The organism is Rhodohalobacter halophilus (assembly GCF_001715195.1).
GTDB classification, from domain to species: Bacteria; Bacteroidota; Rhodothermia; order Balneolales; family Balneolaceae; genus Rhodohalobacter; species Rhodohalobacter halophilus.
Genome location: NZ_MDWE01000021.1, coordinates 15,133 through 41,776 on the forward strand (window position 1 = coordinate 15,133; position 26,644 = coordinate 41,776).

Below are 26,644 nucleotides of genomic sequence, written 5' to 3' on the forward strand. Positions count from 1 at the left end.
CCTTACAAGAAGTAGACATTGAATCTGCTAATACCCGATCACTTTGAAAACCACTACGAACTCAACCCCATTGAGTTTATCAAAGATAAAAAATAGTAAGCATATTAATTATGTCCCCATGGAGCCGGCGGCAACGTCTCAAGAGGTTGACTCAAATCAAAATCTACCCGCCACGACCACTCCTCGCCGCGAATGGTTCCGTAGGTATATCGCTCTCCGGGCACAATCTCTATCCTCCATCCCCGAAAAATCCCGGTCTCTTCTGTTCTTTCCACAGACTGAAACTCCTGCCGAACAGCCGTTCCCTCTCCAACAGTGAAACCGCCATACATTGTCACTTCATCTTCACTTCCGTCACGTTTTCTGTGATCGTGACGAAGCTCAAGACCTTCATCATGTTTGGTGAAAATCCAGGTCCGGGAGCGATCCCAATCCTCATCCGCTTCCAGCTCAATATGAAACGGCACTTTGAGCTGCTCGTCATCACACTCTCGAAAATGGACGATCAGCAGTTCCGTACCGGTCAGCATCTCATCACCTTCCGGTTCCAGGGTTAAACTACCCGGATATGCATTTCCGCACTGTTCTGCGAGGGCGTCATAAAACTCCTCAAACGGTTTAGAATCATATGCAGTTTCCTCAGGTTCGGATTCGGATTGACTGCAGGCGGCAAGCAATGAAAAACATATCAATGACAGAGTAAGTATTTTCATGAAAATGAATTTGATTTAAAGTAATCCCGGCCCGAATATATAGATTATTTCCCGAATGCCCGATATTTGAGACGTTCGCGAATCGACTAAATCGGATTGAAAACGCATCCCTTTACATAAATGGCTTGGCCACATCCCGTATCACTTCCAGAATCCACTCCACATCCTTTTTTGTCGTTCTTGGGTTGATGAAGCAGGTGCGCAGCGCCGTTTTACCTTTGATTTTTGTGGTTGTGAGAAAAATCCGGCCGTCCTGTTCAATGGCATGAGCCAATTTTCTGTTTAACTCATCCATATCTTCTTCACTCATCCCGGCGGGAGTATACCGAAAACAGGCGATTGAAAGCGGTACCGGTGCAAGCATTTCAAAATCATCCGATTTTTCGATCAAAGACTGCAGATGCTGCGCATTGTCAATATCTCCCTGGATCGTTTCTCTCAGCCGTTTTGCTCCGAATGCTTTCAGCGTCATCCAGACCTTGAGCGATTTAAAACTTTTTGTGAGCGGCAACTGGTACTCCATCATGTCTGTCCGCCCGCCTTCATCTTCATTGGACTGAAGGTAATCGGGAATCAGGCTGAACGTCCGCCGAAGCGTTTCCGGCTCTTTCACCAGAATGCAGGCAGCCTCAAACGGAACATAGAGCCATTTATGAGGATTAACCACAACCGAGTCCGCCTCTTCAAGACCCGCAAAAAGGTGACTCACCGATTCCAGTTTTGCTGCAGGTCCGCCGTATGCAGCATCCACGTGATACCACAATTTCTCTTCCTTGGCGATATCAGCAAGTTCCCGCAAATTATCAACTGCACCCGAATTGGTTGTTCCGGCAATTCCAATCACACAAATTGGGTTGAGCCCGGCCTTTCGATCTTTTTGAATCTGATCCAAAAGCAGATCTGTGCGAATATGATACTGATCGTCCACCGGAATTTTTCGCAGGTTGTTTAATCCAATCCCGAGAGCATCCACGGCTTTATCGAAGCTGGAGTGCCCCTCTTCCGAAACATAAACCGTCATCGGTTTCATCCCGTACAACCCTTCACTGCTTAGTGATTCGGGCGCCATATTTTTTCTTGCAACCGCCATGCAATTAAAATTGGCCGTGGATCCTCCATCCAGTATAGCGCCGGCAGCTTGGTCAGAATACCCTATAAATTGCGACACCCATTTAACCACAAGCTTTTCAAGCTCAGTACTGACCGGGGACGAATGCCATTTCAAATTATTCTGATTTAGTGCCGAGCTGATCATTTCTGCCAGAATAGCCACCTGGTTACCGCCGCCGGTAATATATCCGTAGTAGTGAGGCCCCACATTCATCGTGGCTGAACCGATCACATCTTCCCGGACCTTCTTTAAAAGATCTTCCACATCCATCCCGCTCTCAGGCAGGTTGTCATTAAACACCGATTGAACCTCTTCCGGAGTTTTCCCGGGAAATACGTGTCTGTCCAGCTTCTCTTCATAAAGTTCGCGGACGATCTCTCCTGCTTTTTGGATGTGTGAGGTAAGTTCTTCGGGAGTGAAGTCTAAATTCATGAAAAGCCTGTATTGTTAATTAAATACGTCACATTGAGCGCAGTTTCGAGATTTTTCTCAAAATGGAGTCGAAACGTTTCTCGCAGAGTTGCACTAAGTTTTCGCAGAGCACAGAATTATTTCAGAAAAAAAAGTAAAAGCAGAAGCTCAACCACCCCTACCCCCTCCTTGCGAAGGAGGGGAAATAGGATTTTAAAGTTATGATATCTAAGTCTGTGTAAAAATAATCCCGATTATTCGCGGTCGAATGAGCCGGCCGGACCCGGAAATACGACCGGGCTTTCATAGCCATCTTCTGAAACACTCGCCACGCCAAAGTAGTAGTTGTCGATCACAATATTTTCGAGCGTGTATTCGGTCACATCACCGGTGGGACGGCCGTGTGTCCATACCGGGGATGTTGTTAACCTCCAGTACACTTTATAACCCTCGAGATGAGGATTTTCATCCATATTAAGTGCATCCCAGCTAAGTGTTGTACTTGGACGAACCGCCCCGCTGATGTCCACATTCGATGGAGGAGCCGGAGCTTTCGCCATTCCGGCAAGTGAAACCACATTCAAAGCCGTCAGTTTGGCTGCGTAGTCAAAATCGACATGTTCAATCACATCACCATATTCAATCCCGCCTTCCGATCGTATATCCTGATGCTGCCAATTATAATTTTCATTGGTTTCCATCACACGAACCGCCGGAAAACCGACATCATTAAATGGGCGGTGGTGTCCGCCTCGGCCAAACCGATCGAGTCTGTAGATCATCATCACATCCAGATTATCGATGTACTGCTCGCCCATCACATAAATGTAGCGGGCAAGATTTCTGGATGGCGAATCTACCTCACCACCGGTAAAGCGCCGTACTCTCGCTTCTCGTTCCGTCTCTACAGCGCGGGTACCTTCCGAAAATACACGAGCCGTTGTATTGTTGATGATACCGTTGATACCTCGAATATTTCCGATCATATCGTTATTTAAAACGGCATGAATCTTCCAGCCATTCTCGATGGCGTAGTCAGCCACAATCTGACCGCCAAAGAGCCCCTGTTCCTCACCTGACAGCCCCGCATAAATAATCGTGCCGGGAAACTGATGTTGGGAGAGAACCCTTGCGGCTTCAATTGTGCCGGCCATTCCGGATGCATTGTCATTCGCGCCGGGTGAGTCGGTTTCGGCATCCATTACGTTTGATGCACGGGAATCGATATCACCGGTCATCATCACCACTCGGTTTGGGTCGGCCGTGCCGCGCTGAACTGCAATTACATTCACAATCTCCACAGGTTCCGGAATTCGATTTTGGCCGCCAACGGTGCCGTTTACGTAAAACACCTCAAGACAACCTCCGCACTCCTCAGAAATTTTGTCAAATTCTGCTTTAATCCAGCGGCGGGCAGCGCCTATTCCTTTGGTGTCGGATGTTGTATCGGACAAGGTGTGGCGATTTTCGAAGCCCGCCAGAATACGTGTATACTCCTCAACATGATCCGCAGATACGTCTTCGGCGAGTTGTTTCAAAAATGGCTGATACTGAGGTGGAGAAGTAAATCCCGCATTGGCATTGGTTTGGGCATTTGCCGGCCAAGCAACAACAAACATGGTTAAAAAGAGAAAAACTGTTACGGTCGATTTCATAAATGGTAGGATTGGTTTTTGAGCTAAAGAACATAGTGAATAAGTGAGATCTTTGGCAGAATATCAACACGGGATAGAATAGAGTGTAATTTTTTACAAGCCGCACCTGATAATTGAGGTGATAACAACCTCTGCAGCCGCTCCCATTTTATTAACATCTCTTATCAAAATGAGTCGAGCATTTGTGCTGTGATATCTTATTTTATAGCCGCACAAATAACTACCATGACTATGAGCAACTTTTTAGAGGATACAATACATAAGTGGAAAACCCCTGAAACCCGTCGAAAAATCTATTTTGGGGCATTTTTAGCACTCGTGATTGCGGGTGTGTATCACACATTAAATTGGGGCAGTTTCCCCGAACAGGGCGGACATTTCGGTTTTTGGTCGATTATGCCCCCGTTGGTGGCCATTGTCCTTGCATTCTGGACGCGCGAAGTAGTGAGCGCTCTTTTTATAGGGATCTTTCTTGGCGGTGTAATTGCCGGACAACTCAATATTGTTCAGGATTTTCTGATTCCGTCTATTGGAACGGAGAGTTTTGCCCTGATTTTGCTGGTCTATCTTTGGGCTCTTGGCGGTTTGATTGGGATCTGGACCCGCACCGGAGGCGCCGAGGTTTTTGCCAAATGGGCATCAGAAAAAATGGTAGTCGGTCCCCGATCTGCAAAGTTTTTCACCTGGTTGATGGGATTGGTTTTCCATCAGGGAGGAACCATCAGTACGGTTTTGACCGGTGCAACCGTTCGGCCGGTAGCCGATAAGCACAAAGTCTCGCACGAGGAGCTCTCTTACATGGTGGATAGTACGGCATCACCTGCAGCCACGTTGATCCCGTTTAACGTCTGGCCCATTTATGTAGCCGGGCTGGTTATTGGCACTATATCCCTTTTTGAAACAACAAACGATGGGATTCAATTTTTCTTCGCCTCCTTACCGTATAACTTCTACGCCATCTTCGCCATCCTAATCACACTGCTTTTTGCCTGGGAAAAACTGCCCTGGGTACCCGGAAAGAAGATGAGAAAAGCGATAGAACGCTCCCGAACCAAAGGCACGCTCGACCGCAAAGGAGCTACCCCAATGGCAGCCGATGAACTGACTCAAAGCAAAATTCCAAAAGGGTACAAACCGGGCCTGATCGATTTTTTTGGCCCGATCGGAGCTCTTCTTGGAGTTGCAATTATTCCTTACCTCTATACCTTTTTTATCCTCGGATCTGATGACCCCACCCTGTTAATTGCCGAGGCATTTGTACTGGCGGTTCTTGCAGGAATCGGAATTGCCATCGCAAAAGGGATGAGCCTTCAGGTTGCCATTAATGGATTTATTGACGGCTGTAAAGGTGTCACCATCGGGGCGATCATATTAGCCCTGGCTGTAACGCTCAAGGAGGTGGCCGATGCCGTAGGTACCGCCGACTATGTTGTGATGATGATCGGAGATTTAGTCTGGCCCGCATTTCTACCCGGCGTATTGATGGTGCTCTGCATGCTTATTGCCTTCTCCACAGGCACCTCGTGGGGTACATATGCAGTGGTTTTCCCGATTGCCGTACCACTAGCCTGGGCCGTTGTACCCGAAGACATCTTCTTCCTGCAGCTCTGTTTTGCAGCTGTAATTGGTGGCAGCGTAATGGGGGATCAATGTTCACCCATTTCGGATACCACCATTTTGAGTTCACTCTCAACCGGGTGTGATCTGATGGATCACGTTACGACGCAGCTGCCGCTTGCCCTGCTTGCCGGCGGTTTGGCGGTTATCTCCTATGCAATTCTGGTAGTGATGTTCGTTTAATTTTCAGGAACCTTTTTAACCGGCATCTTTCGTGATGGAAAAATCAGATTCAGAACAACGACTTCAGAGTCGGAGCATACAGCCTACGGCCGTCCGTACCATGGTACTCGATTATATGATTGAGCAAAAAGCGGCGGTCAGCCTGGCCGACCTTGAAGATCACTTCTCCCGGTCGGACCGCACCACACTTTACCGCACGCTAAAAACATTCCTCGAACACGGGCTTGCTCATCAGATTCACGACGAGAGCGGAAGTGCCAAATATGCTCTGTGCGCTGAAAATTGCACTTGTTCCTACCCCGACGACCTCCATGTCCATTTCTACTGTTCAAGTTGCCAGAATACCTTCTGCTTTACCGAGCTGCAAATCCCATCCTTCAACCTCCCTCCAAAATTTCAGCCCGATCACGGAAACTTCGTCATTACCGGACGTTGTGCAAATTGCGCTGCCTGACCTTTGCAATAGTGTTGCACCGGGTTGAGTTCTATCTTTCAATCAGAAAAATGATTCAACCTTTGAAATTGGAAATATGTCACACCAGCACGAAGCGGCCTGCAGTTGCGATTCAGAAATTAACTTTGAACAACCGACAAATTCTGACGGCCCGATCATTGAGATAAAAACACATCTGAAGCCGATTCTCAGCTTTCTTCTGCTGATGACGGGCCTTGGCTTGGACTACCTGGTTCAACCCTCATGGTTCAGTAGCCCGATCCGGTTCATCTGGTACACGGCGGCTTATCTGCCTGTTGGCCTGCCGGTCATTCTTCAAGCATGGAGAGTATTAAAGAAAGGAGATCTTTTCTCCGAGTTTTTCCTGATGAGCATCGCTACATTTGGGGCATTTTATATCGGTGAATACCCTGAGGGGGTAGCCGTCATGCTCTTCTATTCTGTCGGTGAGGCTTTTCAGGATGGCGCTGTCAATCGCGCAAAATCAAATATCAAAGCCCTGCTGGATGTGCGATCCGAAACCGCTCGTGTGTACCGAAACGGTGAATTTACAGAGGTTCATCCCGAAACGGTAATTTCGGGAGAGATCATTCAAATTCTGCCGGGAGAACGCATTCCGTTGGATGGTGAAATTGTCGAAGGCCACAGCACATTCGATACATCTGCGCTTACCGGGGAGAGCCTGCCGAGAACCTATCAACAGGGAGAAAAGGCGCTTGCGGGCATGGTAAACCTGAACCGGGTGATTCAGCTTCGCGTAACCAGCAGCTATGAAAACAGCTCCATCGCGCGGATTTTAAACATGGTACAGGATGCAGCCGGGCGCAAGGCAAAAACCGAATTGTTTATCCGAAAGTTTGCGAAAGTCTACACGCCGATTGTTGTTCTACTTGCATCCCTTCTGGTGGCACTTCCCGCACTCTTTGTTTCCCCATACGTGTTCGATGAGTGGCTCTACCGCGGGCTTGTTTTTCTGGTCATCTCCTGCCCGTGTGCATTGGTAATTTCCATTCCGCTCGGATACTTTGGCGGTATCGGGGCAGCATCGCGAAATGGGATACTTGTTAAAGGTGCAAACTACCTGGATGCCCTTCGAAATGTAGAAACCGTTGTTTTTGATAAAACCGGTACACTTACTAAAGGCCGATTCTCTGTGGAATCTGTGGATGTTCACCTGCCTGATCGGCAAACCGTACTTGATACACTGTATGCGCTTGAAATGGGATCCAATCATCCGCTTGCCAAGGCGCTGACTGATCACATTTCGGAGGATGTACTCGCATCACCGGAGATATCGCATCAGCAAGAGCATTCCGGGATGGGGGTTTCCGCAAAGGCTGATGGAAAGCTGCTCCTGGCCGGCAATCGAACTTTCATGGAAAAACATCAGGTGTTGATGAATGGTCATCAAATCGAAGTGAATGGCTCTGTTATCTACTTTGCAATAGACGGAAAGGCGGCGGCAACGGTTACATTCAGCGATCAAATAAAGGAAGACGCCGCGGAGGCCATTCAACAGCTAAGGAAACTGGGCGTGAAGCAAACTGTGATGCTAAGCGGAGACAAGAAAGAGATTGCTGAAAACGTTGGGAATTCACTGGGGCTGGATGCTGTGTATGGCGAACTTTTACCCGATGAAAAAGCTGCAAAACTGGAAGAGATCAAGCAGAAATATGGTGGGGTAACGGCCTACGCCGGTGATGGCATTAACGACGCGCCGGTACTGGCATTGAGTGATGTGGGAATTGCCATGGGCGCAATGGGCAGCGATGTAGCCGTTGAAACAGCCGATGTAGTGATTCAAACCGATCAGCCCGGCAGAATAGCCACAGCCATCCGTATTAGTCGCGCTACCCGAAATATCGTATGGCAAAATATTGGTTTAGCAATGGGAGTAAAAATCGCCGTACTTGGCCTTGGGGCACTGGGGATGGCCTCGTTGTGGGAGGCGGTGTTTGCCGATGTAGGTGTGGCCTTGCTGGCCATCCTGAACGCCATTCGGATTCAGCAGATGAAGTTTGAATAAAAATAAAGGCCCAGAGTGAACACCCTGAGCCTGTTTAATTGATCATGCAACTTCCTTATTCAGCTCTCGTTTGGCTGATTCAATTTTATGAATCCAGCCCTGAACGATGATTCGCTCATCGCCAATCTGAGTTCCGTCCCTCCCCTCAAACACAGGAAGTTTAACATCATTTCCGGTTCTCATTTTGAAGCGAATTCCCAGTTCCTGAATATTTTGTTGATCGCCACTTTCACCGGGCACCTGCATATTTGATTTATAAAATAGTGCCTGATCAATATTGCCAAGTTCAATTAGCTCATGGCTGCCATGATTTACATAGAGCAGCTCTTCACTGTTCCGGTCGATTCCAATCGCAGCACGATTTCTCAACACGTCAACCTCGCCGGTTTGAAATCCAACATCTTCAGCAATTGTTAAAAAGCGATTCTTTGCTTTTTTAACGCCGTTTTTCTCTTTCATTTGATAGTATCCGATGGGTATCAAAAAAGTGGCAATTGAAGCCAATCCAATCACAATAGATGCGATATCTGTTTCCATAATAAAATCCTTTAGTATTAATTTTTTTGATGAATATCACCCATCAAAAACTCCTGCTCAAATAGCAGAGCATATTGAACAGAGCAGTAATTAACGTTTGGGTGATCCTGATTTTTTGAAGTAGTGCCAAAACCTCCGGCAATCAAATCAGAAAACTAAAGGTGGGTGTGGTAGGGAAAGAGCAGCTGCCGAACCGACTGACTGTGATCAATCAGCTTCTGAAGCTGTAAATAGTGTCCATTTTCATCTTTTGGGACGGTGATCCAATCCGGGCGTAAAAAAGAATGCTGATCCGGATCTGACTCGGAATTTGAATCTGAATGAAATTCAGCAAAAAATATCGGTAAAACCGGCTTTCCGTAAAGCGTGGACTCATGTTGTTGAGCAACATCAAACCCGGATTGAACCCATTCCGTGGATTGACCGAAAATAGCCTGTCCATGTGGCGATAACCCGGCACTGATCCCAAAAAGAGAAATGAGTAGAGATATTTTAAATATCTTGCACATAATAGAAAAGTACGAAGAATTTAGATAAATGTTATCCGGGAAGCGTTTGAATACAAACCATTATGACGGAATCAGATAAGAAAGAACTTTTAACGATCATTCATGAACAAATAAAATCAACCCGGAAGGAGATTAAAGAGCTGACTGAACTAACCAAGCCCATCTCGCTCGACAACTCCATCGGGCGGTTATCCCGAATGGATGCCATCAATAATAAAACGATCAACGAAAAAGCACTGCGCGACAAAAAAAGAACCCTTCAAAAGCTCGAACGTGCCGTTGAGCGCCATCAGGATGGAAAACTGGGCAAGTGTCTCAAATGTGGGGATGATATACCATTCGGCCGATTAAATATTATGCCCTACACATCATGATGTGTCCGTTGTGCCAACCGACCTTAAATATTTTGAAAATACCCCGACTTGGGTGTGACAGCTGTTTTTTTAATGTTAGTGTCCAACCTTTCAAGTAAATAGCATTACCCTATTTAATTAAAATCATTAATAAATAAATCGAAGTGAGCTCTGAGATTTACTAATTAACCGACTAAACTTTTTATTCAAAATCATTTACAATCGGCGCGTTAAGGGTGCCTTTCATTTTTTTTCTTTTCTATCTTTTACAGTTCAACGAATTGACAAAACAAAACTACCATAACAGATGATTAATGTAATTCAAATAGGAATCGGGGCTCTCGGAAAACAGGTTCTGCAGTATCTTGCTGACAGAGAAGGAATAAACGTTGTTGGCCTGGTTGACCTGAACCCGGAAATGGTTGGAAAGAGTATTGGAGATATTGCCGACACAAAAAACTCCGGAGTAACCGTTCAAAAATCGCTGGCTGATGCGATCAACAATGCACCCGAAAAACCTGAAGTTGCCGTTTTAACTACGGTCTCTTCTATTGAAAAGCTTGTCGGCCAGGTTGAGGGCGTTGCCAAAGCAGGTCTTCATGTTGTTTCTACATGTGAAGAACTCACATTCCCATGGGAACAGCACCCGGAAGCAGCTCAAAAAATTGACGATATTTGCAAGATGAACAGTGTTACCTGCCTGGGAACCGGTGTAAATCCCGGCTTCTTGATGGACTACCTGCCCTCAGCTTTCACCTCCGTTTGCCAGCGTGTGGATTCCGTTACCGTAGAGCGCGTTCAGGATGCTTCGGTTCGCCGGATTCCTTTTCAACAGAAGATTGGAGCTGCTCTGACTCACGATGAATTTCAGGCTAAAAAAGAGGACGGGAGCCTGCGTCATGTAGGACTACCGGAATCCGTTGATTTGATTGCACATGCCATGGGCTGGAATTTAGACGAAAACCGGGAAACTCTTGAGCCGGTAATAGCTAAAGAGAAAATCACCAATGGATACAAGCCGATTGAAAAAGGAAATCCCGCCGGTGTTGAACAGGTTGGTTCCGGTTTTGTAAACGGTGATGAGAAGATCAAACTGGTTTTCCGTGCGGCTGTGGGTGAGGAGAAATCCTACGACCGTATTACGATTAAAGGATTGCCAAACATCACAACCGAAATTGATGGCGGTCTGAACGGTGATGTGGCCACCTGTGCCATTACGGTTAATGCGGTTCGATCCGTTACCGGATCTACACCCGGTCTCAAAACCATGCTGGACGTTCCCGTTCCGGCCTATTTTTCGAAGGTTTAAACAGATTCCCCGTCAGACCGCTACCCGCGGTCAGACGGATATTTATTACTCAACATCACGACTCAATACTAATATCTCATATCTAAAAATCAAGGATTTGTAAACACATACGTCAGCACGTTCGCACCAAACTGCAGTGCTGCTTGGTTTATCTCTTCCGGATTATCGTGTTCATCATACGCCCAGCCATCACTTGGATTGGATTCATAGGTGTAGAGCACAACCATTCGACCGTTTCGAAACAGTGCAAAAGCCTGGGCCGGTTTGCCGTCGTGCTCGTGAACTTTGGGGGGACGCCCGTCGGGAAAAGGATAGACAATGCTGTAAATCGGGTGATTGGCAGGGAGTTCGATCAACTCGTCATCGGGAAAGATTCGGTTCAGCAGCGGACGCACATACTGATCCATGCCATAGTCGTCATCCACCATCAAAAAACCTCCATTCTCCAGGTAGTTCCGGAGGTTTTCCATCTCGGAGTTGTTCAGTGAAATATTTCCATGTCCGGTAGCAAACAAAAGCGGATAATTGAAAATATCGCGGCTGCCGATCTGCACATCATCATACCTCCCGGATAGTCGAATCGGAAGGTTCTGATTTGCAAAATCAATCAGGTTGGTCAGCGCGGTTGGAGAGCTGTACCAGTCGCCACCCCCCTGATATTGAACACGGGCAACTTTAAAAGCGTCTTCAGCCTGTCGAGCATCAGTCTCGAATGGCACAATGAACAGAAATAAAAAAATTACTGCAAGTACTCTATACAATATCATCTCTGGATGTAACAGGGTTTAAATTCAATCTTAAAATAGAAAACGGTAGTTTGATCCCAAACGTACAAATAGAATCATCAGCACATTGTTAGACTTTTTCTTTATCGCAGTGGGTGGAGCCGTAGGTGCTTGCCTTCGATACCTGACATCAATCGCCTCAATACCCATCAACAAGCACACCTCATTCATTACCGGAACCGTTTTCGCCAACTCGTTTGGGTGTCTTTTTTCGGGCGCATTCGCAGCAGTAATATCGGTATCCAGCCCGTTCAGTAATGAGGTCGCAATGATGCTCTCAATAGGTGTTCTTGGTTCCTATACCACCTTCTCAACATTTTCTCTTGAGGTTTTTCAGCGTCTCGACGGGTCAACGCGAGAATTGGCTTTCTATCTGTTTATGCAGTTGGTTGTCGCCATAAGCCTTGTGTTTGCCGGTTATTCTTTTACTCTTCATTGGATAGGAGGCGCAGCTTGATTCGCCCGGAATTAAAATCTTTTGGGTGGGTAGCTCTTGGAGGAGCCATCGGTGCAGTGTTCCGTCATGCCGCAAATCTCGGATTTGACGCTCTACTTCCCAACGCCGAGCTCTTCACAGTCACTTCATTTGTGAATATTCTGGGAAGTTTTTTAATGGGCTATTTCATCACCCGGATAGCTTCTAAAAATCAATCCAAAGAAAAAAGGCTGTTTTTATTGACCGGCCTGCTCGGAAGTTTTACGACCTACTCGGGATTTGGACTTGAAGCGATGGCGCTTTTCGGTCAGTCTCCGCTTATTTTTTCGGCCTACATCTTTAGCCAGCTCTTTATGGGGATCCTTGCCCTCGTAATAGGCGTGAAATTAGCTAAATAATTCGCAATTTCATTTATATTGAGTGAATCTGATAACTAAATCATCAAGTCTATGAAACTGAAAAAAATCTCCATTCTACTGCTTCTTGCTGTGTTTGCAGCTGCTCTTTCACCCGTGCAGACCAACGCACAGGGACTTACCGCAGAAGATGTTGTTAAACTGGAATCCGTCGGCTCTGTAGCCATGAGTCCGGATGGGAATCATGTGGCTTACACGCTCAGCGTTCCGCGTACTGAAGATGACGATGTAGGCCGAAATTTTTCCGAACTCTACATCATTCCGGCTGACGGAGGCAACGCCATCAATGTCATTGAAAAACCAAACGGAGCCGGCTCACCCCAATGGGGACCTGATGGTCGGCTCTATTTCACTTCCAGAATTTCTGATCATCACAGCCAGACACAGGTTTACTCTGTGAATCGATCCGGAGATGATCTTCAAAAACATACCGATGCCATTAACGGAATCTCATCATACCAATGGACAGAGGACGGGTCTACAATTGCCTATACATCTTTAGATCCCGTTTCTGATGAACGAAAGGAGATGGAAGAGAGAGGCTTTGACATGATTGTGGCCGGAGAAAATATCCGTTATATGGGACTTTATGTACAGACCCGAAACGGCAATGCCACCCGAATTACGCCTGACGGACTCTACGTTTACGATTTCTCTTGGGCACCCAGTGGTGAACAGCTTGCGGTTAGAGTGAGCGAAAAAACCGGAGCAGACGCCGAGCAGATGTATACCCGCTATTCGGTGATCAATCGCGATGGATCAGGAATGAGAGATCTGATGGATCAGCCCATGAAGAAAACATCCATAAGCTGGTCGCCCGACGGAACAAAGCTGGCTGTGATTGCCGGTAAAGTGTACAGCGATCCACTTCCGCAGCGACTTTGGGTTCTCAATGCAGATGGCAGCGGCAACCGCGACCTGACACCAGACAACTGGGAAGGAACTATTGAGTGGGCCGGCTGGCAGGACAATCGAACCCTTTTCTTTACCGCAGTTGAACGATCTGTCACCACACTGAACTCGTTGCGTATTGACCGGGAAGGTATCACCCGAATTCTCGGAGGTGGCGATGAAATATTCAGAGGTATTAGTTTAAATGAGCGCAAAAACGCATTTGCAGCATCTGTTAACACGAAATTTCACCCGAATGAAGTTTTTGTCGTAAACAACCTGCGGCGGCCCAATTTTGAAAGGATTACACATCATAACGATTGGTTAGCCGATAAGGTTTTTGGCGAGCAAACGTCCATCACATGGCCTGGAGCCGATGATCTCGAAATTGAAGGAGTTTTGGTGAAACCGGTTAATTACCGGGAAGGAACCCGATACCCGATGGTTATTCTGCCACACGGCGGCCCTGAGGGAGTCAGCCTTAATGGATGGATTACCAGAGCTCTCTATCCCGCACAGGTTCTGGCCAATGAAGGTTATGTTGTATTTGAACCGAACTACAGAGGAAGTGGTGGACGTGGAACAGCGTTTGCCTCAGCTAACCATCGTGATCTTGGCGGAAAAGAGTTTGAGGATGTACTTCTCGGGATTGATCATTTGGATGAAATGGGATTAATCGATCCCGAACGTGTTGGAATGTCGGGGACTTCCTATGGAGGGTACTTCTCAGCCTGGGCTGCCACCCGGTTTAGTGACCGGTTTGCGGCAACCATCACGTTTGCCGGCCTCTCCAACTGGATCTCCTTCATGGGTACCACTGATATCCCGCATGAGATGAGTGTGGTTCATTGGGATCTCTACTGGTTCGACAATCCCGGCCAAAACTGGGAGCGATCGCCGGTAGCCTGGCTCAACCATGCCGATACACCGATGCTTGTAGCACACGGCCTGGCCGATGACCGCGTTCATCCCGAGCAATCCATACAACTTCACCAGTTTCTGGAGATGAAGGAGATTCCAACCGGTTTGGTGCTCTATCCGCGAGAACCCCACGGACTGACCGAACGAGCCCATCAGCTCGATTTTATGGATCGGGTTTTAAGCTGGTTCAATCACTACTTGAAATAACAGGCATCATTCACAAACAGGTATGATTTCATGAGAAAGGATGATGACTCCGGTTTAATTCTTGCCGTAGATGATCACCGTATGAACCTGCTGGCGCTAAAGGGAATCTTAACAAATGCAGGATATGGATTCCTTGAAGCCTCTTCAGGCGAGGAGGCCATCGCCAAAGTAAAAAAACATCATCCGGATCTCATTCTTATGGATATCAACATGGATGGCATGGACGGTTACCACACCACTCTTGCCATCCATGATATTCCGGGTCACGAATCCACGCCCGTGCTCTTTCTTTCAGGATCAACCGAAGAGGACGATATTGTAAGATGTTTTACGAGCGGTGGCGTAGACTACGTATCCAAGCCTGTTCGCAAGTATGAGCTTCTGGCTTGAATTGAGACCCATTTAGACATTCAAAATCTGCAGCAAAAGCTGATCAACGAACAGCAGAAAACCAATGCAATTGCTGAAAATACGCTGCCCGCGAATCTTTTGGGGCAGATTAAAAATGGTGTGCTGCCTGAGCCTAAATTTCATGAGGATGTCACCGTACTTTTTACAGATTTTGAGAACTTCTCAACCCTGACCCGAAAACTCGGTGCTTCTGAAATGCTACATCATCTAAAAGTTTTGTTTTATGCGTTTGATGAGATTTTTGCGTCCTACCGGCTGGAGCGCATTAAAACCATAGGAGACGGATACCTGGCGATTGCCGGTATTCACAGCCCCAAAGAGCTCTCTTGCCTGAGGGTGGCTGCAGCCGTGTTCAAATTGAATGAGTTTCTCTCTTTCTATAATCAGATGATCGGTGCCGAAATTTGGAATTTAAAAGCGGGTGCTCATAAAGGGGCAGTAATTTCAGGTGTGATCGGATATCAAAAAATTGCTTTCGATATTTGGGGAGAGGCCGTCAATTTAACAAGCAGGATCGTCAACACACCTTCACCCGGGCAACTCTGCGTAACCGAGGATGTGTTTGATATGATTCAGAGCTATGTTGATAGCTTTGAAAAACGAGAGGAGATGTTAGACGGTGTGGGAATGCGCGAACTCTATTTTATCAGCTCATTAAAAAGCAGCCTGCCGGAAGAGATTATCGATTACAATAAAAAATCGACTTTCAAACCATAATGGAGAGTGCCGACAAAAAAGATGATTTCATCCTCAAGATTTTTGGAGAGAGATAAAACGGGAATAAATATGATTGATTCTTGAGATTTATATAAATGACAAAGAATCGTATCCCGTTTTCACATCACAATAACTTTTTACAACTTCCACAATGATTGGAATTGACAATCATACGCTAAAAATTTAAATATAATTCTGATTTTCACTTCAGTTAATTAAACAATCAAACCTATGAAATCGACACTATCTCTGCTATTTATCTTTTTGTTTTCAGGATGTGCAAATCAAGAAACTGAACAGGCTGAATCAACAGCACCTGTTGAAGTCATTGCCTCTGTTGAAGAGTGGGATGTGCCGTTTGATGACACCCGGTCCCGCGATCCCTATGTTGCCCCTGATGGAACCGTATTCTTTGCCGGGCAGCGGGCTCACTATGTTGGCCACTTCAAGCCGGAAACCGAGGAGTTTCGCGAGCTTCCGCTTGAAGATGGAGCAGGTCCACATACGGTTGTTGTAGCCGATGACGGTACTGTTTGGTACGCCGGAAACCGGGCACGCCACATCGGTAAAATGGATCCGGAAACCGGAGAAATTACCAAATATATGATGGATGATGATTACGCCCGTGATCCACACACCTTTGCTTTCGACAAGGATGGAAATATCTGGTTCACGGCTCAAGGTGGGAACGGTGTTGGACATTTCAACGTAGAAACCGGAGAGGCGAAGGTAATTCCGGTCCCGACAGAACGAGCTCGTCCATATGGAATTCGTATGGCACCCGATCGTGAAACACCATGGATTGCACTTTTTGGCACGAATAAACTCGCTACCGTAAACCCTGAAACGATGGAGCTTACAGAAATAGAACTTCCGCGGGAAGAGATCAGACCCCGCCGGCTGGATGTTACTTCTGACGGAAATGTGTGGTATGGCGATTACGCTTCAGGGTACATTGGCCGATACAACCCAGAAGACGGTTCTGTTGAGGAGTGGGAGATGCCCGACGGCGAAGAGTCGCGGCCCTATGCTGTCCTGAAAGATCACAGAGACCGAATTTGGTTCTCTGCCAGCGGCCTCAGCCCAAATAAACTGGTCGCATTTGACCCCGCAACCGAAGAGTTTGTTGCATCCCAGGTAATTGAATCCGGTGAGGGCTCGATCCGGCATATGGACTTTGATGAACGAACCAACTCTATGTGGTTTGGAACCGATACCGGACACATTGGGCGAATTGTCGTCAACTAATCTTCATTCAGTATATTCAGAGCACATTCAAAAAATTGAATGTGCTCTTTCTATTTCCGGCTGATAAACCCGTAATTCCATGCAAAAAATCCTTAAACTCCTCACAATTATTACTGCGCCTTTCATCATCGGTTTATCTATATCGGAAAAAGAGCCCTCATTTAATGATCTATCTCACTTCACTCCAAACCCGGAACATCTGGACGGTAGATTTACAGGAGGATTCGGAGAAGAAACCTGCCGTTCGTGCCATTTTGATTACGATCTGAATATGGATGGCGGCAGTTTGAAAATAGAAGGATTAGACGACACCTATCAAGCAGGCAAATCATATGAGGTGACAGTCTCTCTTCAGGCCGAACAGCTGGAAGTAGGGGGATTCCAACTCACAACCCGGTTTGAAAACGGTTCACAAGCGGGAGAAATTAACTGGAATAGTGATCGTCTGATGTTCACACCTTCAATATCTGATGGAGTAAAATATCTACAGCATTCAGCAGAAGGAACCTCACCAACCGGCAACCGTGAGATCCATTGGGTATTTTCATGGACGGCTCCTTCATCCGGAAAACCGGTTGTGATCAACATTGCGGCAAACTCCGGAAATTATGATGACTCCTCATTTGGTGACTGGATCTATGTAACCGAGCTTACACTCAAGCCTGAATAGTTGTGCGCACATGTTCTTTTAGAAAAACCAATTGTGTAATATTTTTGGATCATGTGGATTTTTAACTGATATTGCCTATTCTTACGTTGTGAAATTATCCGGTCAACCATATCAGCGCTTTTCCAGACTCACAGCTCTTGTAACGTTGCTGGCATTTCTCATTCCTGCAGGTCTTCAGGCTAAACAGCTTGCAGATTTCTGTATGATGGAGATGAGTCATCACGATACTATGGAGATGTCTGACAACCATGGTTGCTGTATGGAAGATGCACCTCAGCATCACAATCATTCAGATTCACACGATCACAACTGCGATGAGATGCAGTTTTGCGCCTGCGATCTGAACCCTACACTCCACAAAACTAAGGAGTGGACCCGGGTTTCCAACGATTATAGCGCTTACCTGTCTGAATCGGATAATCAAAAAATATTCAACCGGATTGATAAATATCAGTCCGACAAACCTGATACATTTCTAAACGTACACAGCCCGCCACTCTGGCTTATGTACGATACCCTGTTGCTATAAACACATCCTTTTTGTTGGGAAGAAATTGAAAGTCCCCCCTTGAGAGGGGAAAGATGAAAACGCGATCAGCGGTTTTATCAGGGGTGTTTTAGTGTAAAGGCGATAGGTAATAAATTATCTAAAAGCTAACTCAACGCTCTTTACCCCCTTCGTCCACGCACAAAGTACGCGTGCCCACTCCCTCAAGGGGAGATTCCTCCCAACTCCAACACCGCCAAACCCAAACATCAATTCAAAACCCTTTAACATAGTCTCCCTTCCCCTATGCCGTTCTCTTGCGGAATAGGGAGGGGAACAAGGGGTGGGTCAACATATGACAAACAAACTCATACGCTTTTTTCTCGAAAACAAACTGATTGCGCTGCTGCTGTTTCTGGCTCTGGCAGGCTGGGGGATCTCCACGGCACCGTTCGACTGGGATATCGATTTCATTCCGCGCGACCCGGTTCCTGTGGACGCCATCCCCGATATCGGAGACAACCAGCAGATCGTCTTTACCGAGTGGCCTGGCCGTTCGCCGCAGGATATTGAGGATCAGATTACTTATCCGCTAACCACGCAGCTTCTCGGAATTCCCGGTGTGAAAACCATTCGAAGTAACTCCGTATTCGGCTTTTCGTCCATCAACATCATTTTTGAGGATGACATCGAGTTTTACTGGAGCCGGTCTCGGATATTGGAGAAACTGAACTCACTCTCGGGCGGAACGCTGCCGGAAGGAGTTCAGCCTGCGCTGGGCCCTGATGCTACCGCGCTCGGACAAATTTTCTGGTACACTCTTGAAGGTTACGATTCTGAAGGAAATCCGACAGGTGGGTGGGATCCGCATGAACTGCGCTCCATCCAGGATTTCCAGGTTCGTTACGCGCTGAATGCCGTGGATGGTGTGTCAGAAGTAGCCAGTATCGGCGGATTTGTGAAGGAGTACCAGGTGGACATCGACCCGGTGGCTATGCGAGAAGCGAACGTTACCGTCACCGATATTGCCAATGCCGTTCGCAAAAGCAACCTCGATGTAGGTGCCCGAACCATCGAGATGAACCGGGTTGAATATCTGGTCAGAGGCCTGGGATATATCGAGTCGATTGAAGACCTGGAAGAGAGTGTTATTACAGCCCGCAACAATACACCAATCCGGATTAAAGACGTTGCCCGCGTGGAACTTGGGCCGGCACAGCGCCGGGGTGCGCTCGACAAAGCCGGTGCGGAAGCTGTGGGGGGAGTCATTGTGGCCCGTTACGGAGAAAATCCGCTGCAGGTGATTAACAATGTAAAAGAGGAGATTGAACGAATTTCACCCGGCCTGCCGACAAAAGAGCTCTCCGACGGCACCGTTTCACAGGTAAAAATAGTCCCGTTTTACGACCGAACCGGACTAATCTACGAAACCCTGGGCACGCTTGAAGAAGCTCTCTCACTACAGCTCCTGATCACCATCATTGTGATCATCATTATGGTGATGCATCTGCGGACCTCACTTGTCATTTCAGCACTGCTGCCGCTGGCAGTACTCATGAGCTTCATCATGATGAAATATGTTGGAGTGGATGCCAATGTGGTGGCCCTGGCGGGGATTGCCATCTCAATTGGTGTAGTGGTGGATATGGGGATTATCCTCACGGAGAACATGCTCAAGCACATGGAGGAGAAAGATCCCGAAGAAAATTTACTTGAGACAATTTATCGTGCCACGGCAGAGGTGAGTCCGGCCGTGATTACCGCTCTGATGACCACCATTGTCAGCTTCCTTCCCGTCTTTATGCTCGAAGCGCAGGAGGGCCGGCTGTTCGGGCCGCTGGCGTGGACCAAAACCTTTATTCTTATTGCCACCCTGATCATCGTCATTACGTTGATCCCGGCATTTGCACACTGGCTGTTCTCTCAGAATATCAAAACGAGAAAATGGAAGGTCATCTGGAACGGCGTGATGATCGCTGCCGGACTGATCATCGCCATTACCCTTTACGGATGGGGAGGCTTCATCCTGATGGCGCTCGGTATCAACAATCTTGTGGCCATCTACCGTGAGGAGTATCAAACGTGGGCGCCGTGGGTAAACAATGCCGTAATTCTGCTGGGTGTCTCCTGGCTGCTGGCCGGCAACTGGCTTCCCCTGGGACCGCAAAATCCGGTTTCATTCAGCCTGATCTTCATCATTCTCACCATCGGCGTTATTTTCGGGCTCTTCTGGCTCTTTATGAAATATTACGAGCAAGTTCTGGACTGGGCGCTTCGCCACAAGATCTCCTCGCTCTCCATTCCGCTTTTAATCCTGCTTTTCGGCTTGATGAGCTGGCGCGGATTCGATACCACGTTCAGTTACGTTTCAACCGGATTCAATGCGATCGGTGTCGAAATTGATCAAACCGCAGCGTGGCAAGTGATGGATGATCACTTTCCCGGACTTGGGCAGGAGTTCATGCCCACCCTGGATGAGGGCTCTTTTCTCCTGATGCCGACCGCCATGCCGCACGCCGGCGTGGAAGAAGCGCTGGAGATGACCCGGCAAATGGACATGCGCATCGCATCCATTCCGGAAGTGGAAACGGTTGTGGGTAAGATCGGCCGGGCGGAATCTGCACTTGATCCCGCTCCTGTATCGATGTTTGAAAACACAATCATGTACAAAAGCGAGTTCAAAACCGATGACCGGGGACGAAGGGTGCGTTACCAGGTTGAGAACGGTGAATTTGTGCGGGATGATAACGGAGAGTTGATCCCCGACAGCCGCGGCAGATACTACCGTCAGTGGCGCGATCACATCAATAGTGAAGACGATATCTGGAACGAAATACTGCAGGCGGCCGATATTCCGGGTATCACCTCTGCCCCCAAACTTCAGCCGATTGAAACGAGGCTGGTAATGCTCCAAACCGGCATGCGTGGGAATATGGGAATTCGAATCAGCGGGCCGGATCTGGAATCCCTGGATGATTTTGCCACTAGCCTCGAACCGCTGGTGAGGCAGGTTGAGGGCGTTCGTCCCTCTGCCGTTTTTGCCGATCGCGTGGTGGGGAAACCCTACCTGGAGATCGACATCGACCGACGTGAAATTGCCCGGCATGGGCTCACCATTCAGGATGTACAGCAGGTGATCAGTACAGCCATAGGCGGGCAGATGCTGGGTATGACCGTGGAAGGTCGCGAGCGTTATCCAATCCGCGTTCGATATGCGCGTGAGTACCGAAACAACCCGGATGAAATTCGCAGAATTCTGGTACCATCACCCGACGGCAGCCAGATTCCGCTCGGGCAGCTTGCCGACATCAAGTTCGAGGCCGGCCCGATGAACATCAAAAGCGAAAATACGTTTCTGAGTGCCTATGTGATTTTTGACCGACTGCCCGATGAAGCCCCGATTGATGTCATCAACCGTGTCCGCGACCGTCTTGATGAATCGATCAGCGACGGATCCCTGCAGGTTCCCGCCGGCATCAGCTATACGTTTGAAGGAGATTTCAGGAATCAGCAGCGGGCTGCCGAACGATTAGCGGTAGTACTGCCCATCACGCTGCTCATCATCTTCCTGATTATCTACTTTCAGTTCCGGTCTGCACAGGTTTCCCTGATCGTCTTCTCCGGAATTGCCCTGGTCTGGTCTGGCGGATTTATCCTGCTCTGGCTCTACGGTGAGAACTGGTTCTTGAACTTCTCGCTCCTCGGAGTGGAAATACGCGATTTCTTCCAGATGGGTACCATCAACCTGAGTGTTGCCGTCTGGGTTGGATTTTTGGCGCTCTTTGGCATAGCTGTGGATAACGGCGTGGTGATGGCTACCTACCTGGAGCAACTGTTTGCCCGAAAAAAACCGGAAGGCCGCGAAGCGATCTACGCCACAGCCATCGAGGCGGGCATGCGAAGAGTACGCCCGTGCCTGATGACAACCGGAACCACAATCCTGGCCCTGCTGCCGATCCTGACATCACCCGGCAAGGGCTCTGAAATTATGATTCCAATGGCGATCCCAATCTTCGGCGGGATGTTTGTCCAGATCCTAACCCTGCTGCTGGTGCCACTGCTCTACGCCATCTGGAAAGAGAGCAGCATGAAAATTGAAAACAAACTGGAGGAAGTGAGATGAATAGTCGTGAGAAGTTAGTCGTGAGTCGTGAGAATTCCCCCCTAATAAGGGGGGACAGAGGGGGGTGTAAAATTCCGCTATTGCCTGTCACGAGTAATTCGGGGAGGGGATTTACCTTAGTCACTGCCCTGTTGTTTGTCATCTTCGTAGGAAGTTTCACAACATTACTGCATGCGCAGGGTTCAGGTTCAACCTTAAAACAGGAAAACACCCCTTTAAATCTCACTTCGCGGGAATCGCCTACGGCTCCGAGCCCCTTGTTAGGGGAGACTTTCTACCCCCAACTCGAGGAGTATCTCCAAATTGCCGTTGAACAAAATCCGGAGCTGCAATCGCTTTGGTATCAGTATCAATCGGAATTAGAACAGATTCCACAGGTGGGTTCATTGCCCGATCCCGAGGTGAATATCGGATTCACCCTCAACCCAATGAATTCGGATCCGGTTTTGGGGCGTTTCACCGCATCGGCCATGCAGATGTTTCCCTGGTTTGGAACCTTGCAAACCCGGCGGGATATGCAGCGAGCTTCGGCCGAAGCTGGATATCAGAAGCTGAACAGCCGGCAGCTAGAGTTGTTCAGAGACATTCAGAACACTTGGTTTGATCTGGCAGAGCTGAACCGCCAGATTGAAATTACCCGTGAAAACCTGCAGCTGATCCGTGATCTGGAATCGTTGGTAACGGTTCGGTACGAAACTGCACGCGCCGGTCAAGCGGACCTGCTTCGCATTCAGATGGAGGAAGAGCGGTTGAAAACAGTTATTGCCAATCTTGAAGATCGCATCAATCCGATCCAATCGAAATTTAACGCCTACTTAAACCGGCCGGCAAATGCTGAAGTGATCACCCCGGAAGAGATCACAGGGCGAGAGGTTCATCTGGACAGGGAATCACTTCGAGAGAAAATCCACGAGTTGAACCCGGCTTTCAATCAGCTTGACGCAAGAGAGCTGGCGCTGAATGAACAGAAAAACCTGGCACGACTGAACGGTATGCCCTCCTTCGGACTCGGTGTTGAAGTGATGGGCCGTAATTCTGCCGCCATGGCCATGTTTCCCGATTCCGGAGAGATGTATGCCGCTATGGCCACGATCCGGATTCCGCTTTGGAGATCAAGATACTCAGCCCAACACCGGCAGGCCGTGCAGCAACTTCGCTCGGTAGATTTTAGCCGAACCGAAACAGAAAATCAGCTTACAGCTCAGTTAGACAGTGCATTGGAGCAATATCGTAACAGTGTGCGATCGGGCACTCTCCTCACGGAAGAGCTGATTCCGAGAACCGAGCAAGCCCTTGAAATTTTAAGTGAAGAGTACGCCTCCGGGAATGTCCGGTTTGATGAGGTACTGCGCATGCAGGAGCAGCTTCTGGACCTGGAAATGGAGCAGATAGAAGTGTGGGTCCGCCAGCATAAAGCCCTCATCAATATTGAAACGCTTGTTGGACAAGCTCCCGGCTATCAAAGAGATGGCAAATAACAGAACAAAACCGAATTGAATCGAAACGCTTTAAACGCATCATAAAACCGTAAAACAATGGAAATTTCAAAAAAACAACTCCTTTACAGTGCAGGGCTTTTACTGGCCGGACTGCTGATCGGCTGGCTGCTCTTTTCGGGCTCATCCGGAAACGGCGGGCATACCGACCACGACACGTTAACTGAAGCCGAGATGGAACAGCATGTTGATGAGCAACACACCAATGATGAGGGCAATATCGTCTGGACCTGCAGCATGCACCCCCAAGTTCGGGAAGAGGAGCCGGGTAACTGCCCTATTTGCGGAATGGAGCTGATCCCGGCAGGCTCGCAGGGCGGAGAAGCAGAGGAGGGCGACTTTTCGATGGTAATGACAGCCTCCGCGGCACGACTCGCCGATATTCAGACCACGCCCGTGGTTCGTGAAGTTCCTCAAAAAATAATGACACTTCCCGGAAGAGTTCAGGTGGATGAACGCCGAATTACGCGGGTAACCACTCACTTCCCGGGGCGAATTCGTGATTTGAAGATCGATTTTACCGGTGCCCGGATTCAAAAAAATGAGCCGATGGCAACCATCTACTCTCCGGAATTGATTGCCGCACAGCGCGAGCTTCTGGAAGCAGCGAGGCAAAAAGAAAGAAATCCGCGGCTTTATGAAGCCACTCGTCAAAAATTCCGGCTGTGGGAGTTTTCCGAACAGCAGATCGATGCCATTGAAGAGCGCGGAACCGTACAGAACGAACTGGAGATTCTCTCTCCGGCAAACGGGTACGTCATCCGGCGAAATATTGCAGAAGAGCAACATGTTACCGAGGGAACCGTCATCTATGAAGTGGCCAACCTGGAACAGGTTTGGGTAGTCCTGGAGGCGTACGAAGAGGATATCCAATGGATCCGGCAGGGAGATCCTATCACATTCCGCACCCGTGGCAATCCCTCCGAAGAGCACAAAGCCGCCGTCAATTGGATTGATCCAGTGATGAATTCCCAGAAACGCACCGTGGGTGTTCGCGCCGATGTAGCCAATCCTGATGGCAGACTCAAACCGGACATGCTGGTCAGCGGCGTGCTGCAGGGAAGTGTTCAGGGAGAAAAACTATTGGTCCCTGTCTCCTCGGTGCTTTGGACAGGCCCGAGATCTCTTGTTTATGTTCAGGACAACTCAGCCGATTTGCCCCGTTTTGAAGTTCGTGAGGTTGAGCTGGGTCCAAAAACCGGTGGCCACTATATTATCGAGGAAGGGGTTGAAGAGGGCGAAGAGGTAGTATTCCACGGAGCCTTCCGGATCGATAGCGAAATGCAGCTGGCCGATCGCTTCAGCATGATGAACCGGGAACCCGGATCTGGCGCGGTTCCACGCGGCCACGATCACGGAAGTGAAGATATGGATATGGAGGATATGGACGAAGAGGAAGATCATAGCGAACACACAGATGCTGCATCCTCCCAGCAGTTTGATGATGTACCTGACGATTTTCGCCAGACGTTTTCCGAAGCCATTGAGCAATACATTAGCGGAAAAGATGCGCTGATCAATTCAGATTTGAGTGCCGCGCAAAATGCGTATTCCGATTTCAACTCCAAGCTGGAGGAGATCGGGATCCACGGACTGTCAGGCAGCGGCCATACTGCATGGATGGAGAGTTTTGAAGCACTTACCGGTCACGCGTCCGACATCGTCAGTGCCGGTAATATCGAACAGGCACGGGCATCATTCCGCAACCTGTCTGATGAGCTGATCGATGCTGTTCAAACTTTTGGAATTGAGGGTGTTGTCTATCACCAATACTGCCCGATGGCTTTTGATAACGAGGGTGCCAACTGGCTCAGCACGGACGAACAGATTCAAAATCCCTACCTGCCCGACACCATGCCGGGTTGTGGTGAGGTGATTGAGAGGATTGAGAAATAATCTTAAGACCGCAGAATTGACAAATAGAATCAGTAATGAAATGAAGAAGGATCGTCCTTCTTTGGTCTAAACAGTAAACCTGCTAATCCAAGTATTATGCATGATTTTCAATTTTTTGGAGGCGGCTGGATGATGTTTTTCTGGTGGTTTCTCATAATCGCACTCGTAGTTGTAGTTGTCAGAGCATTACGTCATACAAATCAAAAAACATCCGGTAACGAAACTCCACTCGAAATTCTGAAGCGCAGATATGCCAGTGGGGAAATCGACAAAGAGGAGTTTGAAAAACGGAAGAAGGATTTACTGAATTAAGTGTTCCAGACCTAAACAAGGATTCATCGATTCCGGCGGACTACTGTAAGGCGTAAAGCGTTTCCAAAATTGGCAAGCATGAAAACAATGGGATAAGGATTACCTGAAAATTATTTAAAGAACAACACAAACAAACCCAACATTCAATGGAAAAATCAATCTTAGCATATACAATATCATTGTTATTTATACTCTTACTTGTGCAGCCTGCTGTTGCTCAAGATCATTCAGAACATAATCACGAATCAGAAAATCCTGAACGTTTTGAGGACGTGCCTGAAGAGTTTCGTGCACACCTGACTCAGGTTGTAGAAACCTATTTAAATGGAAAAGATGCTTTCCTGAAATCCGATCTGGATGCTTCACGTTCAGAGTTTAAAAACTTTAAAAACACGCTGGAAGACATTGGACAGCACGGACTGTCAGGTGATGGACATATTGCCTGGATGGAAAGTTACAATCAGCTCACTGAACAGGTCAGTGTATTGCTGAACAGTGAGGATATTGAAAGCTCACGCGTTGCATTTCGATCGCTCTCAGATGAATTGGCAGAGGCTGTTAAAAAATTTGGAGTGGAAGGTGTTGTCTATCATCAGTATTGCCCAATGGCACTGGACAGTGACGGGGCAAACTGGCTGAGCCAAAACGAACAAATTCAAAACCCATACACCCCCGAAACCATGCCGGGTTGCGGACAGGTGATAGAACGAATTGAATCATAATTAAAGATCAAACCCTCCAAGGGTTTCG

Annotated in this window: 25 protein-coding genes; 18 read left to right on the forward strand and 7 right to left on the reverse strand. The window is 48.0% G+C overall.

Annotated elements, in window-relative coordinates; genetic code table 11:
• Positions 1-104: 104 nt before the first annotated feature.
• The 3 genes from BG260_RS06620 to BG260_RS06630 all read right to left on the reverse strand — a co-directional run bounded on the left by BG260_RS06620 (position 105) and on the right by BG260_RS06630 (position 3,854).
• Positions 105-713, reverse strand: coding sequence for a hypothetical protein (locus BG260_RS06620; RefSeq protein WP_069131177.1), 609 nt, complete (start codon positions 711-713; stop codon positions 105-107).
• A 112-nt stretch (positions 714-825) separates the two neighbouring features.
• A complete protein-coding gene (locus BG260_RS06625) occupies positions 826-2,256 on the reverse strand; it encodes a pyridoxal phosphate-dependent decarboxylase family protein (protein WP_069131178.1) in 1,431 nt (476 codons plus the stop codon).
• 233 nt (positions 2,257-2,489) lie between these two features.
• Positions 2,490-3,854, reverse strand: coding sequence for a M28 family metallopeptidase (locus tag BG260_RS06630; RefSeq protein WP_087148693.1), 1,365 nt, complete (start codon positions 3,852-3,854; stop codon positions 2,490-2,492).
• Between the two features lie 267 nt (positions 3,855-4,121).
• Between BG260_RS06630 and BG260_RS06635 the strand changes: the two genes are divergently transcribed.
• The 3 genes from BG260_RS06635 to BG260_RS06645 all read left to right on the forward strand — a co-directional run bounded on the left by BG260_RS06635 (position 4,122) and on the right by BG260_RS06645 (position 8,170).
• Positions 4,122-5,690 (forward strand): Na+/H+ antiporter NhaC family protein, encoded by a 1,569-nt coding sequence (locus BG260_RS06635; protein ID WP_069131180.1) that lies wholly within the window; start codon positions 4,122-4,124, stop codon positions 5,688-5,690.
• A gap of 34 nt (positions 5,691-5,724) precedes the next feature.
• Positions 5,725-6,144, forward strand: coding sequence for a Fur family transcriptional regulator (locus BG260_RS06640; RefSeq protein ID WP_069131181.1), 420 nt, complete (start codon positions 5,725-5,727; stop codon positions 6,142-6,144).
• A 76-nt stretch (positions 6,145-6,220) separates the two neighbouring features.
• Complete coding sequence (locus BG260_RS06645) at positions 6,221-8,170, forward strand: heavy metal translocating P-type ATPase (RefSeq protein ID WP_069131182.1); 1,950 nt, start codon at positions 6,221-6,223, stop codon at positions 8,168-8,170.
• A gap of 42 nt (positions 8,171-8,212) precedes the next feature.
• On the opposite strand, the gene BG260_RS06650 is transcribed toward BG260_RS06645, so the two are convergent.
• Positions 8,213-8,707: a hypothetical protein gene (locus BG260_RS06650; protein WP_069131183.1), complete on the reverse strand. Its 495-nt coding sequence runs from the start codon at positions 8,705-8,707 to the stop codon at positions 8,213-8,215.
• Positions 8,708-8,862: 155 nt separating this feature from the next.
• Positions 8,863-9,216 carry a hypothetical protein gene (locus tag BG260_RS06655; protein ID WP_069131184.1) on the reverse strand — a complete coding sequence of 118 codons (354 nt, stop codon included), beginning with the start codon at positions 9,214-9,216 and terminating at the stop codon, positions 8,863-8,865.
• Positions 9,217-9,278: 62 nt separating this feature from the next.
• On the opposite strand from BG260_RS06655, the gene BG260_RS06660 reads away from it, so the two are divergent.
• On the forward strand, positions 9,279-9,590 hold the full coding sequence (locus tag BG260_RS06660; RefSeq protein WP_069131185.1) for a TraR/DksA family transcriptional regulator: 312 nt from the start codon (positions 9,279-9,281) through the stop codon (positions 9,588-9,590).
• Positions 9,591-9,876: 286 nt separating this feature from the next.
• Positions 9,877-10,878, forward strand: coding sequence for an NAD(P)H-dependent amine dehydrogenase family protein (locus tag BG260_RS06665; protein WP_069131186.1), 1,002 nt, complete (start codon positions 9,877-9,879; stop codon positions 10,876-10,878).
• Between the two features lie 89 nt (positions 10,879-10,967).
• Here BG260_RS06665 and BG260_RS06670 read toward each other — a convergent pair whose 3' ends face one another.
• Positions 10,968-11,597, reverse strand: coding sequence for a DUF4159 domain-containing protein (locus BG260_RS06670; protein ID WP_245683915.1), 630 nt, complete (start codon positions 11,595-11,597; stop codon positions 10,968-10,970).
• A gap of 133 nt (positions 11,598-11,730) precedes the next feature.
• On the opposite strand from BG260_RS06670, the gene BG260_RS06675 reads away from it, so the two are divergent.
• From BG260_RS06675 to BG260_RS06710, 8 genes are all read left to right on the forward strand, one after another.
• A complete protein-coding gene (locus BG260_RS06675) occupies positions 11,731-12,120 on the forward strand; it encodes a fluoride efflux transporter FluC (RefSeq protein WP_069131188.1) in 390 nt (129 codons plus the stop codon).
• Complete coding sequence (locus BG260_RS06680) at positions 12,117-12,497, forward strand: fluoride efflux transporter FluC (RefSeq protein ID WP_176719448.1); 381 nt, start codon at positions 12,117-12,119, stop codon at positions 12,495-12,497. The genes BG260_RS06675 and BG260_RS06680 overlap by 4 nt, the downstream gene beginning before the upstream one ends.
• A 51-nt stretch (positions 12,498-12,548) precedes the next feature.
• Positions 12,549-14,534 carry a S9 family peptidase gene (locus BG260_RS06685; RefSeq protein WP_069131189.1) on the forward strand — a complete coding sequence of 662 codons (1,986 nt, stop codon included), beginning with the start codon at positions 12,549-12,551 and terminating at the stop codon, positions 14,532-14,534.
• Positions 14,535-14,564: 30 nt separating this feature from the next.
• Positions 14,565-14,924 carry a response regulator gene (locus BG260_RS06690; RefSeq protein WP_069131190.1) on the forward strand — a complete coding sequence of 120 codons (360 nt, stop codon included), beginning with the start codon at positions 14,565-14,567 and terminating at the stop codon, positions 14,922-14,924.
• A gap of 99 nt (positions 14,925-15,023) precedes the next feature.
• The gene (locus BG260_RS06695; RefSeq protein WP_069131191.1) at positions 15,024-15,662 is read left to right on the forward strand and encodes an adenylate/guanylate cyclase domain-containing protein; all 639 of its coding nucleotides are present in this window, start codon (positions 15,024-15,026) and stop codon (positions 15,660-15,662) included.
• Between the two features lie 231 nt (positions 15,663-15,893).
• Positions 15,894-16,910, forward strand: coding sequence for a Vgb family protein (locus tag BG260_RS06700; protein WP_069131192.1), 1,017 nt, complete (start codon positions 15,894-15,896; stop codon positions 16,908-16,910).
• Positions 16,911-16,989: 79 nt separating this feature from the next.
• Positions 16,990-17,580: a choice-of-anchor V domain-containing protein gene (locus BG260_RS06705; protein ID WP_069131193.1), complete on the forward strand. Its 591-nt coding sequence runs from the start codon at positions 16,990-16,992 to the stop codon at positions 17,578-17,580.
• Positions 17,581-17,668: 88 nt separating this feature from the next.
• Complete coding sequence (locus tag BG260_RS06710) at positions 17,669-18,109, forward strand: hypothetical protein (protein WP_141691534.1); 441 nt, start codon at positions 17,669-17,671, stop codon at positions 18,107-18,109.
• Positions 18,110-18,223: 114 nt separating this feature from the next.
• Here the strand turns inward: BG260_RS06710 and BG260_RS14455 are convergent, their stop codons facing one another.
• Positions 18,224-18,358: a hypothetical protein gene (locus BG260_RS14455; protein WP_281179587.1), complete on the reverse strand. Its 135-nt coding sequence runs from the start codon at positions 18,356-18,358 to the stop codon at positions 18,224-18,226.
• Positions 18,359-18,422: 64 nt separating this feature from the next.
• Here BG260_RS14455 and BG260_RS06715 point away from each other — a divergent pair, with 64 nt between their 5' ends.
• From BG260_RS06715 to BG260_RS06735, 5 genes are all read left to right on the forward strand, one after another.
• Positions 18,423-22,190 carry an efflux RND transporter permease subunit gene (locus BG260_RS06715; RefSeq protein ID WP_069131195.1) on the forward strand — a complete coding sequence of 1,256 codons (3,768 nt, stop codon included), beginning with the start codon at positions 18,423-18,425 and terminating at the stop codon, positions 22,188-22,190.
• A 131-nt stretch (positions 22,191-22,321) separates the two neighbouring features.
• Positions 22,322-23,668 (forward strand): TolC family protein, encoded by a 1,347-nt coding sequence (locus tag BG260_RS06720; RefSeq protein WP_176719449.1) that lies wholly within the window; start codon positions 22,322-22,324, stop codon positions 23,666-23,668.
• 57 nt (positions 23,669-23,725) lie between these two features.
• Positions 23,726-25,582, forward strand: coding sequence for an efflux RND transporter periplasmic adaptor subunit (locus BG260_RS06725; RefSeq protein ID WP_083750149.1), 1,857 nt, complete (start codon positions 23,726-23,728; stop codon positions 25,580-25,582).
• A 96-nt stretch (positions 25,583-25,678) separates the two neighbouring features.
• Positions 25,679-25,894 carry an SHOCT domain-containing protein gene (locus BG260_RS06730; protein ID WP_069131197.1) on the forward strand — a complete coding sequence of 72 codons (216 nt, stop codon included), beginning with the start codon at positions 25,679-25,681 and terminating at the stop codon, positions 25,892-25,894.
• Between the two features lie 146 nt (positions 25,895-26,040).
• Complete coding sequence (locus BG260_RS06735) at positions 26,041-26,616, forward strand: DUF3347 domain-containing protein (RefSeq protein WP_069131198.1); 576 nt, start codon at positions 26,041-26,043, stop codon at positions 26,614-26,616.
• Positions 26,617-26,644: the final 28 nt, after the last annotated feature.

What these genes read in the sequence shown, in the direction of transcription:
- BG260_RS06650 (WP_069131183.1), bottom strand. Translation starts at nt 8,707, where the DNA reads ATGGAAACAGATATCGCATCTATTGTGATTGGATTGGCTTCAATTGCC.
- BG260_RS06620 (WP_069131177.1), bottom strand. Translation starts at nt 713, where the DNA reads ATGAAAATACTTACTCTGTCATTGATATGTTTTTCATTGCTTGCCGCC.
- BG260_RS06665 (WP_069131186.1), top strand. Translation starts at nt 9,877, where the DNA reads ATGATTAATGTAATTCAAATAGGAATCGGGGCTCTCGGAAAACAGGTT.
- BG260_RS06705 (WP_069131193.1), top strand. Translation starts at nt 16,990, where the DNA reads ATGCAAAAAATCCTTAAACTCCTCACAATTATTACTGCGCCTTTCATC.
- BG260_RS06690 (WP_069131190.1), top strand. Translation starts at nt 14,565, where the DNA reads ATGAGAAAGGATGATGACTCCGGTTTAATTCTTGCCGTAGATGATCAC.
- BG260_RS06635 (WP_069131180.1), top strand. Translation starts at nt 4,122, where the DNA reads ATGAGCAACTTTTTAGAGGATACAATACATAAGTGGAAAACCCCTGAA.
- BG260_RS06715 (WP_069131195.1), top strand. Translation starts at nt 18,423, where the DNA reads ATGACAAACAAACTCATACGCTTTTTTCTCGAAAACAAACTGATTGCG.
- BG260_RS06625 (WP_069131178.1), bottom strand. Translation starts at nt 2,256, where the DNA reads ATGAATTTAGACTTCACTCCCGAAGAACTTACCTCACACATCCAAAAA.
- BG260_RS06700 (WP_069131192.1), top strand. Translation starts at nt 15,894, where the DNA reads ATGAAATCGACACTATCTCTGCTATTTATCTTTTTGTTTTCAGGATGT.
- BG260_RS06725 (WP_083750149.1), top strand. Translation starts at nt 23,726, where the DNA reads ATGGAAATTTCAAAAAAACAACTCCTTTACAGTGCAGGGCTTTTACTG.
- BG260_RS06685 (WP_069131189.1), top strand. Translation starts at nt 12,549, where the DNA reads ATGAAACTGAAAAAAATCTCCATTCTACTGCTTCTTGCTGTGTTTGCA.
- BG260_RS06735 (WP_069131198.1), top strand. Translation starts at nt 26,041, where the DNA reads ATGGAAAAATCAATCTTAGCATATACAATATCATTGTTATTTATACTC.
- BG260_RS06730 (WP_069131197.1), top strand. Translation starts at nt 25,679, where the DNA reads ATGCATGATTTTCAATTTTTTGGAGGCGGCTGGATGATGTTTTTCTGG.
- BG260_RS06630 (WP_087148693.1), bottom strand. Translation starts at nt 3,854, where the DNA reads ATGTTTGTTGTTGCTTGGCCGGCAAATGCCCAAACCAATGCCAATGCG.
- BG260_RS06645 (WP_069131182.1), top strand. Translation starts at nt 6,221, where the DNA reads ATGTCACACCAGCACGAAGCGGCCTGCAGTTGCGATTCAGAAATTAAC.
- BG260_RS06640 (WP_069131181.1), top strand. Translation starts at nt 5,725, where the DNA reads ATGGAAAAATCAGATTCAGAACAACGACTTCAGAGTCGGAGCATACAG.
- BG260_RS06655 (WP_069131184.1), bottom strand. Translation starts at nt 9,216, where the DNA reads ATGTGCAAGATATTTAAAATATCTCTACTCATTTCTCTTTTTGGGATC.
- BG260_RS06660 (WP_069131185.1), top strand. Translation starts at nt 9,279, where the DNA reads ATGACGGAATCAGATAAGAAAGAACTTTTAACGATCATTCATGAACAA.
- BG260_RS14455 (WP_281179587.1), bottom strand. Translation starts at nt 18,358, where the DNA reads ATGTTAAAGGGTTTTGAATTGATGTTTGGGTTTGGCGGTGTTGGAGTT.